Here is a 15,559-nt window from a genome sequence, read left to right as displayed (position 1 = left end):
TTGGTTAATAGCGTGTTGTAATCATTTTCTTTCGCGTATAAAAGTTAATTCCATCGATTCCGTTTGCGTGCAGATCACCGTAAAAGGAGTCTTTCGCACCTGAAAATGGGAAGAAAGCCATCGGTGCAGGTACACCCACATTCACACCTAACATGCCAGGCTCTGCTTCTTCACGAAAGCAGCGAATCGCTTTTGCGTCGTGTGAATAAAGCGTTGCAGAATTACCGAACTTCGAGCCATTAACAATGGCAAGCGCTTGTTGTAAATTCTCAGCACGAAGGATGCTAAGAACAGGAGCAAAAAATTCCTCTTTAGCAATCGTCATTTCTGGTGTTACATGATCAAAAATTGTCGCTCCGAGAAACGTCCCTTTCTCGTGATGGTCCACTTCTTGACGGCCATCTCGTACAAGTGTTGCGCCCTCTTCTTTCGCATCCTGAATCCATTGCATGACCTTCTGTCGATGACTATCACGAATGACTGGCGTAAGAAGCACCTCTTCGTTCATACCATCTCCCATTTTCATTTCATCCGCTTTCGCTTTTAACGCAGATACAAACGTTTCTTGATGACCAACGAGCACGACAGCACTACAAGCCATACAGCGTTGACCCGCACTACCAAATGCCGAGCTTACGATATTTTGGACCGCTTTCTCTAAATCCGCATCAGGCATGACAATATGATGATTTTTCGCACCAGATAGTGCTTGCACGCGCTTGCCTTTCGCTGCGGCTTGTTCGTATACGTATTTGGCAACAGGCTGCGAACCGACAAAGGATACAGCCTTTACATCACGATGCTCTAATAAGCCATTCACCACATCATGCGCACCGTGAACAATGTTAAATACGCCAGCTGGTAAGCCTGCTAACGTTAGCAATTCAGCAAGACGATTGGCTAAGATCGGTGTTCGCTCAGACGGTTTTAATACGAACGTATTTCCGCAAACGAGCGCTAACGGAAACATCCAGCACGGAACCATCATTGGAAAATTAAAAGGCGTAATGCCTGCTACAACTCCAAGCGGGTAGCGAAACATTTCTGAATCCATTTCTTCGGCAATACCTGCTAATGATTGCCCCATCATATGCGTTGGTGCACCGCATGCAAACTCAACACATTCGATGCCACGCAACACTTCTCCGTATGCTTCTTTATAGCTTTTGCCGTTTTCCTTCACGACGAGTTGGGCTAATTCATCATGATGCTCGATCAGTAATTGTTGATAGCGAAAAAAAATGCGTGCTCGTTTCACAACCGGCATTTGCTTCCACGCCATAAAGGCTCCATGTGCTGCTTGAACGGCTTCATCCACCTCTTTTTTTGAAGACATCGGCACAGTTGCTAAGCGTTCTCCCGTTGCTGGGTTCGGTACATCTAACCATTGTTCACTCGTTACATCCATCCACTTTCCATTTACAAAATTTCGTAGAATAAGCGCTTGATTCGTGGCAACTGTCATATGGAAACCTCCTACAATAATGGGTTTTTATTACCTTCCACCTTCATTATAGCGCGTCGCTCTTGTCACTTCATTAGACAGTGTGTAAGCCTTTCACCTTCATTTTTAGACACAGTGACTAACGAGGTATCCCCGATTGCTAAAAATAACGAACGTCTCCTATTGGTGTTGGTTGTTCTACGCTGAAAACGAGCAAAGCAAACTCAATGGCCTGTCGCTTGCCATGCTCCATAAAATCTTCACCAAGTAACTCTTGTAGTTGCTTGAGGCGATGATACAGCGTTTGGCGAACGATAAACAAGCGGTCAGCCGCTTCTTTTTTATTGCCTTGACACTGCAAATACACGGTAAGTGTCTGAAGCAATTGACTTTGATGGAGCTTGTCATGTTCAATGATCGGTTGTAAGTAGTCCAGCATATAACGGTGCAGTTCTTGTTTTTGGGGAATCATAGCAAGTAAACGATGTAAATGAAGATCTTCATAAAAGAACACGTCTTGTGAAATGGGCAAATGCTTCTGAAGTGATTTGGTTAGCTGAGCTGTTTCATAACTTTTTGGAAGAGAGCTGAAGCTGTGACAGATGGCACCAATATAAAACGAAAACGGCGAAAGTTGCTCATTTTTTTGTACTTTAGTAAAACTAGCAAGCAGGCGTTTTTTACAGGTGTCTTTGTCTCGTTGATCGAGAAGAACATATAGAAGCTGCTCGTCCTCTACGTAAGGAAGCAACGTAAAACCGAATGGCTCTACCAAACTGGTAATCATCATTTGGACGTACGTCAAGTCTTGCGGTCGTTCTTGCTGCGTTACCAATACCGCACAGCGCTCTTCGCACAAGGGATGATATGCTGTTTGCAAGTGAGCAGCAATTTCATAAGGTTGCAAATGCCCTTGAAGCCATTGGTGAATCCAGCGATGTTGTTGTGCTTTCTGTCGCTCCATTCCATAGGATGTTCGCATGTAATAATACGAAAGAGCGGTCACACAGCGCTCTACAAATAACAGCTCATGCTCTGATAGCGCTAACTCATCACAAAGATACAGCATAGCAACAGGCTGCTCAAAGACTTCAATTGGAAAGCGTGAAGGTGATGCAATCATAGGTGTAGGCGAAGATTCAATACGAAAGGTTTTTTGCGTTGCGAGCTGAAGATGATGAAGGATCTTAGCAAGAGGGTCTGGATGTAATAACAGTTGATTTAACAGTTGTGTAAACTGCTCCAGCTGTTGAATGTTTTCGTAATGGTGTTGAATTAAATGAGTATGTAAGTCTTGTGTCATATCAATAAAACGAACTTCTTCTCTGCAAATAAGCAGTGGAAAATTATGCTCGTTACAAAGCGTTTGGACGGTCATAGGAATTTCCGGTAATTCTTCGCTTAATTCGACGCAAAGAGCAGCCACTTGTTGCTGTATTAATTGCTTAACAAACGAAACAAAGGAGCGCTCACATTGTGCGATCGCCATGCCAGTCGTTAATACAAGTTCACCACCATTTAGGAAATGGCCAATTTCTTTCTTTTCAATGACATGAGCCCATGAAATCGTTCGCTCTAAGCCCGTTGCACCAGCGAGTACGTCTACAGACTGAAACGGCGTTCGTTGCAATAATGAAGAAACAGTAACCATAAAGCCCCTCCTTACTGACAATGATTACCTTCAGTGTACAACATCGTCGCTACTTCGTAAAAAAATAACACGATAAAAAAAAGCGCTCATGAAGAGCACCTCTTTTACTTACTTAAACCACGATCCAATAATGGGATAAGAAAATGGTTGATCTTGAAGCGCTCTAACAATCCCGATGATTGGGGCAATGAGCGCTACTAAACTAAAAAGAATTAAAAATGGTAAGCCAATTAATACCCATGAGAAGAAGGCTGATATGGCAATAAGAATCCCCATAACAAAATGAAAAATAACCGCTTGAATAGCAAGACTTCTTACCTCATCACTTTTTATAAGCAAAAAAATGATGAGAGGGATAATAATGGGAGCAAACCATGTACTAGCATGAATAAATACTTTTGCACCTTTATGTTCCATGTGTGTATAGCTCCTTTTTCAATGTTCTGCTTTATTATATGTAGGTCGGAGCATCTATTCAATAGACAAACGATATATTTTTCCTAAGACTTAAGACGTAGATTGCTTAAGAGCATTTTCTTTCTAGCCTGTTACTGTGTGATGCTGAGGTTTCAAAAAAAGCAAGGGCTTGTCCGTCATTTTCAAACGTAATCACCTGTCCATTGCCATATAACTTTTCAGCGTACTCTTTATTTGGACACATATTGACGGTTCCTAAATAAAAGGCTGTCGGATAAAGGTTTTTTCGTAGCTTGCTTCCACAATAAGGACAACGAACGAAAAAACGTCGAAAGGTACTAAGAATTGATAGCCAACGCATATATACTCACTCTTTCATTTTATTCTTTATATCGGTTGCTTTTTTGATTTATAAAGCTTTCTTTGTAAAACGTTCGAACAATCTTTTCTTTTTGTGAACTCAGCTTCTCTATAAAAGTTGCTTACAAGACCATTTCCTCGTATTCTTAATCCATAACTAGTGAAAAGGAGGACACGTGATGCGTTCCGCTCTTGAAGAAAAAGATGGTATTTTCCAAGCCGTTTGCCCGCTCGATTGTCCAGATCAATGCGGCTTACTTTTACATAAAGAACAAGGAAAAATCACAAAAATAGCAGGTGATCCCTCTCACCCTGTTACGAAAGGGAATATTTGCAATAAAGTGCGGCATATGGGTGCACGCATTTATGATGAGCAGCGCTTAACCGTACCATTAAAGCGCGTTGGACCAAAAGGAAGTGGTCAATTTACGGAAATTTCATGGGAAGAAGCGATTGATACCATTGCCACTAGGTGGAAAACACTGATTGCAAAGCATGGCCCACAGTCCATCTTACCTTATAGTTTCTATGGTAATATGGGGATTTTAAGCGCAGAGGGTATGGATCGCCGCTTTTTTCATACGCTTGGTGCCACCCAACTTGAGCAAACAATCTGTTCGGTTGCGGGTGGCGTAGGTTATACGTATACGATGGGCGGTGGCTTTGGCATTGATCCTGAAGAAACGATTCATTCAAAATTGTTTATTTTTTGGGGCATTAATGCTGTAAGTACAAATATGCACCAAGTAGCGCTTGCGCAAAAAGCGCGAAAAAATGGAGCGAAAATCATTGTAATTGATGTTCACAAAAATCGAACTGGGGTGCTAGCAGATTGGTTTATTCCCATTCGTCCTGGAACAGATAGCGCGCTTGCCTTAGGAATGATGAACGTTCTCTTTCAAGAAAAACTTGTTGATGAAGCTTTTCTTGCAAAGTATACAACCGGAGCTCCTTTATTGCGTGAGCATGTAGCGCAATATGATCACAACACAGTTGCTACGATTACCGGTATTCCAGCTGATGACATTTTAAAACTAGCGCGTTTGTATGGAACGACATCACCCGCCTTCATTCGCATTGGCAATGGCCCGCAACATCATGATAATGGCGGAATGACCATTCGTACCATTGCATGTCTTCCCGCACTAACCGGTCAATGGCTTTATGAAGGCGGCGGTGCCATCAAAGGAAATTCTGGTTACTTAGCACATAATAAAGCGGCGGTGCAGCGTCCAGATTTACGAACAGAAACGCATGGACAGCGCGTGAATATGAATCAACTCGGGTCTGCACTCTTACAGACAGAGAACAAAATTTCATCTCTTTTTGTCTATAATAGTAATCCTGCTGTCGTCGCACCGGAAGCAAACAAAGTCCAACAAGGGTTAGAACGCGAAGACTTATTTACCGTTGTGCATGATTTATTTTTAACCGAAACGGCACGCTATGCAGATCTTGTGTTGCCGGCCACGTCTTCTTTTGAAAATCTTGATTTCTATACGTCGTATTGGCATCATTTTGTGCAATTACAGGAACCTGTTATTGAACCTTATGGACAAAGTAAATCCAATCCAGCTGTCTTTCGTTTACTCGCACAAGCAATGGGCTTTACAGAAGACGCTTTATACGAATCGGATGAAGCGATGATTGCTCAAGCGCTCCATCATCCTGAAAACCCAGCTCTTGCTCCAGTTACGCTAGAAGCTTTGCAAGAGCAGGCTTTTGTTAAAGCACAAAAACCTCGGTTATTTCCAGGAAAACTTCTCACACCAAGCGGGAAAATCGAGCTGTATTCAGAGACTATGAAGCAAGATGGCTATCCTCCTTTACCGACGTATATCCCTTTAAAAGAAGAGAATGGTAAACACGAGCTATTGTTTATTCCAGGTCCGAATCATAATTATTTAAATTCTACTTTTAATAACAATGCGACTCATCAAACGTTAGAAAAGGAAGCTGTTGTTTACCTTAATAAGACCGATGCAGCAAAGAAAAACATCGTGGATGGTGAAATGATTCGTATTTGGAATGAGCGCGGAGAATGTTATTTAAAAGCAAGCGTTGGTGAACACGTCTTACCTGGTGTAGCGGTTACACAAGGACTTTACCGAGAAGCTCCTGGCACGAAGCAACTTGTCAATGCTTTAACGCCAGACCGCCTCGCAGACATGGGTGGTGGCGCTACGTTTTTCTCGGGAAGAGTGTCTATTGATAAGAAAACTTACTAACGTTTCAGTAGTAGATTGACATGCGTATTATAACGGAATATTCTGATAACAAAGAATGAACAAGGATGGTTTTGTTTGAAACTTCTCTAGTTGTATCATTCTGTTACAAATCTGAAGCAAGCTGCTTCTTTTTATGCAGAGCAGCTGCAATGGAGGTGGCGTGGCAAGCGCCGGATGATTCTCTCATTGCCTTTTCTCTACCAAACAGCGAGATGAGCAGATTCTATGCGCAGGCGGAATCTTTTACGTGGAGAGCGTTGATGCGTATATGATCTTCATCAAAATCTACGCTTTATTAAAGGTTCACTAAGCATTGGACCCTAGTCGCTACGCGGTTTTTACCGATGAATGTGGCAACTACATTCGTATCTTAGATCACACGCAAAGCGGAGAAGAGTAACCCTCTTCCCCGCTTTTTCATGTAAAATATTCGATTGTAGCCTTAGGAAAATGACGCGTAATTTCCTTCGTTAAATGCTCTCTGATTTGTTGTTCTTCGTCTTTAGGATAAATGTATTTCCCAATACCGTAGCGCCCCCACTTGTAGCGGCGTTCTTCTTCGTTCATTTCTAATTTTGTTTTCGGATAATTTTTTTCAATGACGCGCTTTGCTGGTTTTGTGAAGCGATGTTGAATCATCTCGAACGTCACATCGTTACGTAACGAAAGTGGCAAGCTTTGATCGAGCTTTTCAAACAAGTGTGAATAACCTTCTTGCCAGCCTTCATGCAAATAAATAGGCGCAATAATAAAACCAAGTGGATAGCCTGCCTCTGCTACTTTTTTCGCTGCATCAATTCGCTCTTGAAGCGAAGAGGTACCAGGTTCAAAATGCTTGATCACATAATCGGCATTTACACTAAAGCGAAAGCGTGTCCGTCCTTCATGCTTTGCATCTAATAAATGATCCACATGATGAAATTTAGTTACAAAGCGTAGCATTCCATGTGGCGTTTGCCCAAAATATTCTATGGCCCGCTTTAAGCTATGTGTTAGATGATCAATACCGACGATATCGGATGTACACGCCGCTTCAAACCGCGTCATTTGTGGTGCGCGTTCTTTCATATACTGTGCCGCTTGATCTAATATTTCCTCGACATTTACATATGTGCGAATGTAAGGCTTAGAGCCCATCGTCGTTTGTAAATAACAGTAATGACAATGACCCATACAGCCTGTCGCTAACGGTATCGCATATTCCGCCGACGGTTTAGACGTATCAAACTGTAATGTTTTTCGCACACCTACAACAAGCGTTGATTTGGCATTGCGATATTTCTGCAAATCATTATTTCCAGGAATATTGCGCACTTGATTATGCGACGTCGTTTCCCGAATTTCTAACCCCATATCAGTAAATTTCTTCAAAAGTTGCTGCCCAAGGGAATATTCAAGCGCACGAGGTTCAATATAAACGAGTTGTGGCACCCACGGTTTCATGGAGACTCTCCTCCATAGAACGTTTCATAATGTGCAGCCGCTTCTTCATAAGAATGAAAAACAGCATCATCATCAGCAACAAGTTGATAGGTGCCATGTAATAAGATGGCTGTCTCGCCAACTTCGGTTGGATGCGGAACAATTTCCGCTTGTGAAATATTCGCGACACTTGGTGTATGTGGATTGCGATAAATAACATACACGTCATCTCCGGGATTATACCCTCTTTTTGCCATAGGATGCCTCCTGTATGTTTGATTCTCTCTTTACGTATCCTCTCCTTTCTTTCCCGATTTTATGAAATCAAAAAAAACAGCCTAGAACGTCGCAACGTTCTAGGCTTTGCTTATTGAAAAAAATAATGCTTCATAAAAAGAACAAGAGAAGCAGCCATTAACATGGTGGATACAGCACTTTCTGCTTTTGATCCCGTTTTTGTATACAACGGAAAACGAAAGCGAAGTGGCAATGGATAAAGCAACTGAATACCTCGGGCTGTACAGGCATCTAGGAACAGATGACTAACCACACCACTTATAAGGCCATATGAAACGACTTGTTCATAGGAAGCAGGTGCATAACTTGCAAGCCAGTATACACAAAGAATAAATAACCAGCTATGGGTAATCGTTCGATGACCAAACGTTTTACTCACAAGCTTTGATAACACCTTCGTTTTTTTGCCAATCCAAGAACCTGGGTGGCAAAGATCTGGTAGCATACTGCCAAACAATGCTGTGCTATAAAAAACAACTTCACGATCGAGGGGGAGGTTATTTTTTAGAAGAACATAATCTGCAAGAACAGCGGCGGCAAGTCCTCCAACGACGTGTGTATTTCCTTTCATGGTTCACCTTTTTCTCTCTCTCTAGTCTAAACGCTTACCTACGTCTTATTTCTCTTCTTCTAGTTCTATAAAAGGCCTCATAGCTATCACATCTCCGACCTCAGCCTGATCGACTAAAAAAGCACCATTATTGTAGCGATCGGCCCACTTTAATTCCGAAGGATCAATGAGGCCTAAATCGCCTTTTGTACTTTGCCATTCAAAGCGTGTTGTACCATCAATCACTTCAACAGCAACAACGCGATGTGGGTTCTTTTTTAACTCTCGTAGCATGACGAGTCCACGCTTTGCACGTGAAGATGGTTCAAATTCAGTTTGTTTCATTTTTTTTACAGCTCCGCGATGAGTCATTAGTAGAAATGCGGCTTGTTCATTCGCAGGTACGGTTAAGCCACTAACAACATAATCGTCGTCTTTTAAATTAATGCCTTTCACGCCAGCAGCACGCTGACCGACAATGTTCACTTCGGTCTCATTAAAAAGTAAACCGTAACCTTGATTGGTTGCGATAAAGACGTCTTGTTTTCCGTCTGTTCGTTGCACATCAATCACTTCATCATCATTTTTTAGTTTTAGCGCCATGAGCATTTTATTGTAGCGTTGTGCTTTATAATGAAGTAATTCTGTTTTCTTAACTAATCCTTGCTTCGTAAAGAAAATAAGATAACTTTCATCAAATTGCTGAACAGGCACGACTTTTAAAAGTTGCTCATCACGCGCAATGCCTACCATATTCGCTAAATGTTGACCGGCATCTTTCCAGCGTGCTTCGGGCAGTTCGTATACGGGCATGAAAATATAATTGCCTTTATTCGTAAATAACAACACGGTATCCGTCGTATTGAGCGAAGAAGCGAATAAAAGCCGATCGGTATCTTTCATAGTCGGCGCTTCCCCATTAGAAGCTGAATACGAGCGTAAAGAAGAACGTTTTGCATAGCCATCCTTTGTAATGGCTACCATGACATCTTCAGACGGAATCATCGCTTCCATATTAATCTTAATTTCTTCGATTTCATCTTCAATGACTGTTCTTCGGTCATCGTTGTATTTTTTCTTCACTTCAAGTAGCTCTTTTTTGATCACATTCAATAGCTTTGTTTCACTATTTAAAATGCCGCTTAACGTTTCGATTTTTTTCGCTAGTTCATCGGCTTCTTTTTGAAGTGTCGTCACATCTGTATTCGTTAAGCGATACAGTTGTAACGTTACAATGGCTTCTGCTTGTGCATCTGTAAATTGAAACGATTGCATTAAGTTATCTTTCGCATGGCGCTTATCTTTTGAGCCACGAATGATGGCAATCACTTCGTCCAACATAGAAATGGCACGAATTAAACCTTCAACGACATGTTGCCGTTCCTTTGCTTTGTTTAAATCATAACGAGAGCGGTTTGTAACGACTTCACGCTGATGTTCAATATACGAAGCAATAATTTGCTTTAAGCTCATCAACTTTGGCGTTTTGTTATGAATGGCAACCATATTATAGTTAAACGAAATTTGTAAATCCGTATTTTTAAATAAGAACGCTAAAATAGCTGCTGCATTTGCTTCTTTTTTTAATTCGATGACGATGCGCATGCCCGTACGATCGGTTTCATCACGCACTTCAGCAATTCCTTCGACTTTTTTATCTAAGCGCAGCTCGTCCATTCGCTTTACTAAATTGGCTTTATTTACTTCAAACGGGATTTCATCGATCGTAATCTGTTCTCTGCCACCACGTAATTCTTCTATTTTCGTGCGAGCACGAACGACAACGCGACCTTTGCCTGTTTCAAATGCTTTTTTAATCCCGTCTTTTCCTTGTACAATCCCGCCTGTTGGAAAATCCGGTCCTTTCATGACGGTCATAAGCTGTTCGAGTGAAACGTCAGGATTCGCAATTTGCATAATGACCGCATCAATTACTTCTCCTAGATGATGCGGAGGAATGTCTGTTGCATACCCTGCAGAGATTCCTGTTGAACCATTGACGAGTAAATTGGGATAACGAGCGGGCAACACGACAGGTTCTTGCAATGTATCATCAAAGTTCGGTGCAAATTCTACCGTATTTTTCTCAATATCTCGTAATAATTCTGAAGATATGGCGGAAAGACGTGCTTCTGTATACCGCATAGCTGCCGCGGGATCCCCATCGACACTACCATTATTTCCGTGCATACCAATTAAAACTTTACGCACTTTCCAATCTTGACTCATCCGTACCATCGCTTCATAAACCGAAGAATCTCCATGTGGATGATAGTTACCAATCACATTACCGACAGTTTTTGCCGACTTACGATACGGTTTCTCATGCGTATTGCCTTCTTGATACATGGCAAACAAAATACGGCGCTGTACAGGCTTTAAGCCATCTCTTGCATCGGGTAGGGCACGATCTTGAATAATGTATTTACTATATCTTCCGAACCGATCACCGATGACCTCTTCGAGCGGAAGATCTAAATATCTCTCTGTCGCTGACACTTGTTAAACCTCCTCGGCAAATGGCTGATCGGATAGATTTTCATTATCAAGAATGTTTGTTTCTTCATTCAAGCCAAATTGCACGTGTTCTTCAATCCATTTTCTTCGCGGTTCTACTTTATCACCCATTAGCACAGAAATGCGCTTTTCGGCGCGCGCTGCATCATCAATTTTGACACGAATGAGCGTCCGCGTTTCCGGATCCATGGTCGTTTCCCATAACTGATCAGCATTCATTTCGCCAAGTCCCTTGTAGCGCTGAATAATATAGCCTTTACCGACTTTTTTCATGGCTTGTTGCAGCTCACTGTCATCCCATGCATATTCAATGATTTCTTTTTTACCTGTACCTTTGCTTACTTTATACAGGGGTGGAAGCGCAATATACACTTTTCCGCTCTCTAGTAACGGTTTCATGTAACGATAGAAGAACGTTAGGAGCAACACTTGAATGTGTGCACCATCTGTATCGGCATCGGTCATAATCACAATTTTGTCATAGTTTAAGTCTTTAACAGCAAAATCCGAACCAACCCCTGCTCCGAGCGCATGAATGATGGTATTAATCTCTTCGTTTTTAAAAATATCTGCAAGTTTTGCTTTTTCCGTATTAATTACTTTTCCGCGCAAAGGAAGCACCGCTTGAAAACGACGATCGCGTCCTTGCTTCGCAGAACCACCCGCTGAGTCTCCCTCGACGAGATAAAGCTCATTTTTCGCGGGGTTTCGCGACGTTGCTGGCGTTAACTTACCGCTAAGCACCGTATCTTTTCGTTTGTTTTTCTTGCCGTTGCGGGCATCTTCCCGAGCTTTTCTGGCAGCTTCTCGCGCTTGTGCTGCTTTCACGGCTTTTTTGATGAGCATTTCACTTGTTTGTGGATTCTCTTCAAGAAAATAAGATAGGTTGCCTGATACGACACTATCAACGCTAGAACGGGCATCACTGCTTCCGAGCTTGCTTTTTGTTTGTCCTTCAAATTGTAGCTTTTCCTCGGGAATACGGACAGAAACGACTGCCGTTAAACCTTCGCGAATATCAGAACCATCTAAGTTTTTATCTTTTTCTTTTAAGAGTCCAATTTTGCGTGCATAATCGTTTGTGATCCGTGTAATCGCCGTTTTCGCCCCAGATTCATGTGTTCCGCCATCTTTTGTTCGCACATTATTCACAAAGGAAAGCACATTTTCTGAATAGCCATCATTAAATTGAAAGGCGAAATCTACTTCAATTTCATTTTGGGTGCCTTCAAAGCTAACGACCGGATGCAACACATCTTTATCTTCGTTCAAATAGGAAACAAACGCCGTTAATCCACTTTCATATTGATACGTTTCGTGCTGGCCACTGCGTAAATCGCGCAGTTCAATAATCACGCCTTTTAATAAAAACGCCGCTTCTCGAAGACGCTCGCTTAACGTTTCAAAATTAAAGTTCGTTGTACTAAAGATTGTCGCATCAGGCTTAAAATGAATGGTCGTACCCGTTTTTTTCGATGTTCCGATTGCTTCTAATGTGGTTACCGGTTGACCACCTCGTTCAAAGCGTTGCTTATAGATGTGACCATCGCGATGAATGATCACTTCAAGCCATTCAGATAGCGCATTGACAACCGAAGCCCCTACACCGTGAAGGCCTCCTGATGTCTTATAGCCACCTTGACCAAATTTACCACCGGCGTGTAGAACCGTTAAAATAACTTCTGGCGTTGGTTTTCCAAGGCTATGCATACCCGTTGGCATACCGCGCCCCTCATCTTTTACACTTACACTTTGATCTTTATGTATCGTTACTGCAATATGATTGCCGAATCCTCCAAGTGCCTCATCGACAGCATTATCTACGATTTCATATACGAGATGATGCAAGCCACGACTATCTGTGCTACCAATATACATACCAGGGCGCTTACGTACCGCCTCCAAGCCTTCTAGCACCTGAATAGCATCATCATTGTATTCAACTTTCGTTTTTCCTGCCAACATTCTTTCTCCCTTCGCAAAAACTAGTGCGCATTACTTATCATACCAGAACATTTGTTTCTATTCCACTGTACACGTGGAAAAGAGACTGCTCCTTATTGTATCTTTTCTGCTTCCATCGTGCAAAAACCTTTCGCTCTTTCATGAAAAAACCACCCAACCATTGCGGGTGGTTACTGCTTATTTCAACAACCGAGCATACTCAATCTTTAAGCAACGATCCATAATGCAAACAATATCATGGGGTTTTAAAATCTCTGGTACGTCTTCATGATATAAACCTAGTTGCGCCCAAAAGACATCTGCGCCTATTTCAACGGCTTCGGTAGCTACTTGCGGTAAATATTCACTTCGACGAAATACGTTTACAATATCAACATGCCCTGTGATCTCTTTTAGCGAGCGTACTGCTTTTACACCAAGTACTTCATCCGCTTTAGGGTGAACAGGAATGATTTCATAGCCGGCCGCTTGCATGACTTGTGAGACGCCATACACCGGTTTCGTTACATCGTTTCCTAACCCGACAACAGCAATTCTTTTCTTACGCTGTAAAATAGCTTGTATTTCTGAATCACTAGGATTGCGAAAGCTCATTCTTTGACACCCCTTACAATAGGTTTTGTTATATGTATAGACGGAAATCGCTTTTTATAAACGAAAAGCTTCGTATTCTCATGATCATAAAAAGCCAGCACCTTGTGTAAGTGCTGGCTTCTGGCTGTTACTTCACATCATAAATAGCACTATATTTGTTTTCGAAGTATGCGATTAAATGATCTGCATTCAATCCTTCCCCCGTCACATCTTGCAATAGTTCCATTGGCTTCTTCATCATACCATACTGATGAATGTTCTCTTGCAGCCATTTCGTAATAAGCTCAAATTGACCGTTGGCAATTGCTTCGTCTACATTTGGCAAATCACGTTTCATGCTATTTTTCAACTGAGCGGCGTAAATGTAGCCAAGCGCATACGAAGGGAAATATCCGAAGCTTCCTCCTGACCAGTGAACATCTTGGAGAACGCCTTGCGCATCATTTGGTGGTGTAATTCCTAGATATTCTTGCATCTTTTCGTTCCAAACGCGCGGAAGATCTTTCACTTCAATCTCGTCATTGAATAACCCTTTTTCAATTTCGTAACGAACAATAACATGCAGTGGATAGGTTAATTCATCTGCTTCAATACGAATTAATGAAGGTTCTACAACATTGATGGCTTTGTAGAAATCTTCAAGACTCACAGCGTCAAATTGACCTGCACTATACGACTTAAGCGTTTCATAATGGTTTTGCCAAAAACCAAAATGACGACCAATCATATTTTCCCAAAAAAGCGATTGTGATTCGTGAATGCCCATTGACGCGCCCGTGCATAGTGGCGTACCAATTAATTTTGGTGAAATGTTTTGCTCGTACAGCGCATGACCACCTTCATGGATCGTACCAAATACGGCTGTGCGGAAGTCTTGCTCATCATAACGAGTCGTTACACGCACATCACCAGGGCTTAAACCTGTAGCAAACGGATGCACTGTTTCGTCCAAACGTCCTGCCTCAAAGTCATAACCCATTTCTTTTAGCACATGAAGGCTAAAGTCCTTTTGCTGTTCTTTAGGGAACTTCGTAAATAAAAAGTCTTGATTTGGCTGTTGTTTCGTTGTTATTTTTTGTAGCAAAGGAACGATATGATCGCGTAGCTTCTTAAACGTACGATCGAGGATGTCTACCGTCATGCCTGGTTCGTACATATCTAGCAGTGTATTATACTTATTTCCTTCATAGCCCCAATAGCCGATAAAGCGTTTGTTTGTTTCAACAAGTTTTTCTAAATACGGTTGAAACATTGAAAAATCAGATTTTTCACGCGCTTCTTCCCAGATGCTTTCCGCATTGGATTGCAAGATGACATATTCTTTAAATTCAGCAGGTGGAATTTTAGCGTTCCGTTCATATTCTTTTTTTACTTCTTCGAGCGTTTTTTTCGTAATATCCGAAAGTGTTGCGTAGTGAGTAGGCTCACTTAATTCATCAATATATTGCTTCATTTCATCCGAAGTTGACATTGCAAATACGTCAGCAGCTAATGTACCGATTACTTCTGAGCGTTGTGTAGCTCCTTTTTTCGGTGCACCTGTCCGTAAATCCCAATACATCACACCGATCGCTTCATTTAAATGAGCCATTTTTTTCACATAATTTAAAAAATCTTTTTCAACGGATTGCAACGTTTGTGCCATCGTTCTCTCCCCTTCTATGTAACCTACTAGATTTTAACCATACCACGATATGATTCGGTAGAAAACCCTAAACTCCTGCTCCTGCTATTTTTCTCTTTCACAGAAAAAGCCAAACAACCGTCTTATGATTGTTTGACTGCTTTGTAGCATTACTTCGGAGCATCTTTGTCATGAAATAAGGCATCATAACAATACTCTCCTTTTATATCCAATTCAAAGTATAGTGCTTGTTTTAAAATATGATCGGCTTGTCCAAGTGCCTCTGTTAACCCCTCATCATGATTAACGTGTAACTGCTTTAACGATTCAAACGCTGTTTTTAATTGATATAATTGCTGCCATTCATTTTGATTCACTCTTGTTCACCTCGTCTATAGTAGTGCCCGCCTGTTCTTAATTTTAGACGTCTATGGACTATATTCAGTGTGCATGTAATTTATGATGCGCTTGTTAAAAAATACAGAGAAGC

At 41.7% G+C, this 15,559-nt stretch carries 12 protein-coding genes; 1 reads left to right on the top strand and 11 read right to left on the bottom strand.

Features of this window, described 5'->3' with window-relative positions; genetic code table 11:
- Positions 1-4 precede the first annotated feature (4 nt).
- From A374_RS03770 to A374_RS03760, 3 genes are all read right to left on the bottom strand, one after another.
- Positions 5-1,465 (bottom strand): CoA-acylating methylmalonate-semialdehyde dehydrogenase, encoded by a 1,461-nt coding sequence (locus A374_RS03770; protein ID WP_007200857.1) that lies wholly within the window; start codon positions 1,463-1,465, stop codon positions 5-7.
- A gap of 139 nt (positions 1,466-1,604) precedes the next feature.
- Entirely contained in the window at positions 1,605-3,095 is a 1,491-nt protein-coding gene (locus A374_RS03765; RefSeq protein WP_007200856.1) for a PucR family transcriptional regulator, read from the bottom strand.
- Between the two features lie 108 nt (positions 3,096-3,203).
- Complete coding sequence (locus tag A374_RS03760; protein ID WP_007200855.1) at positions 3,204-3,512, bottom strand: DUF4870 domain-containing protein; 309 nt, start codon at positions 3,510-3,512, stop codon at positions 3,204-3,206.
- 539 nt (positions 3,513-4,051) lie between these two features.
- On the opposite strand from A374_RS03760, the gene A374_RS03750 reads away from it, so the two are divergent.
- Positions 4,052-6,100, top strand: coding sequence for a molybdopterin-dependent oxidoreductase (locus tag A374_RS03750; protein ID WP_007200853.1), 2,049 nt, complete (start codon positions 4,052-4,054; stop codon positions 6,098-6,100).
- A gap of 417 nt (positions 6,101-6,517) precedes the next feature.
- Here A374_RS03750 and splB read toward each other — a convergent pair whose 3' ends face one another.
- The 8 genes from splB to A374_RS03710 form a co-directional block, all read right to left on the bottom strand.
- Positions 6,518-7,543 (bottom strand): spore photoproduct lyase, encoded by a 1,026-nt coding sequence (splB, locus tag A374_RS03745; protein WP_007200852.1) that lies wholly within the window; start codon positions 7,541-7,543, stop codon positions 6,518-6,520.
- Entirely contained in the window at positions 7,540-7,779 is a 240-nt protein-coding gene (locus tag A374_RS03740; RefSeq protein WP_007200851.1) for a transcriptional regulator SplA domain-containing protein, read from the bottom strand. The genes splB and A374_RS03740 overlap by 4 nt, the downstream gene beginning before the upstream one ends.
- A gap of 110 nt (positions 7,780-7,889) precedes the next feature.
- A complete protein-coding gene (locus A374_RS03735; protein ID WP_007200850.1) occupies positions 7,890-8,390 on the bottom strand; it encodes a metal-dependent hydrolase in 501 nt (166 codons plus the stop codon).
- A gap of 45 nt (positions 8,391-8,435) precedes the next feature.
- Positions 8,436-10,868, bottom strand: a complete 2,433-nt coding sequence (gene parC, locus A374_RS03730) for a DNA topoisomerase IV subunit A (RefSeq protein WP_007200849.1) — start codon at positions 10,866-10,868, stop codon at positions 8,436-8,438.
- 3 nt (positions 10,869-10,871) lie between these two features.
- Positions 10,872-12,851: a DNA topoisomerase IV subunit B gene (gene parE / locus A374_RS03725; protein ID WP_040340294.1), complete on the bottom strand. Its 1,980-nt coding sequence runs from the start codon at positions 12,849-12,851 to the stop codon at positions 10,872-10,874.
- Positions 12,852-13,028: 177 nt separating this feature from the next.
- Positions 13,029-13,445: a CoA-binding protein gene (locus tag A374_RS03720; protein WP_007200847.1), complete on the bottom strand. Its 417-nt coding sequence runs from the start codon at positions 13,443-13,445 to the stop codon at positions 13,029-13,031.
- Between the two features lie 127 nt (positions 13,446-13,572).
- On the bottom strand, positions 13,573-15,090 hold the full coding sequence (locus A374_RS03715) for a carboxypeptidase M32 (RefSeq protein WP_007200846.1): 1,518 nt from the start codon (positions 15,088-15,090) through the stop codon (positions 13,573-13,575).
- Positions 15,091-15,239: 149 nt separating this feature from the next.
- Positions 15,240-15,446 carry a hypothetical protein gene (locus A374_RS03710; protein ID WP_007200845.1) on the bottom strand — a complete coding sequence of 69 codons (207 nt, stop codon included), beginning with the start codon at positions 15,444-15,446 and terminating at the stop codon, positions 15,240-15,242.
- Positions 15,447-15,559 lie beyond the last annotated feature (113 nt).

The sequence above is a fragment of the Fictibacillus macauensis ZFHKF-1 genome (genome assembly GCF_000269865.1).
GTDB classification, from domain to species: Bacteria; Bacillota; Bacilli; order Bacillales; family Fictibacillaceae; genus Fictibacillus_C; species Fictibacillus_C macauensis.
Note: the sequence above shows the minus strand (reverse complement) of the source record. Positions and strands in the feature narration are given on the sequence as shown.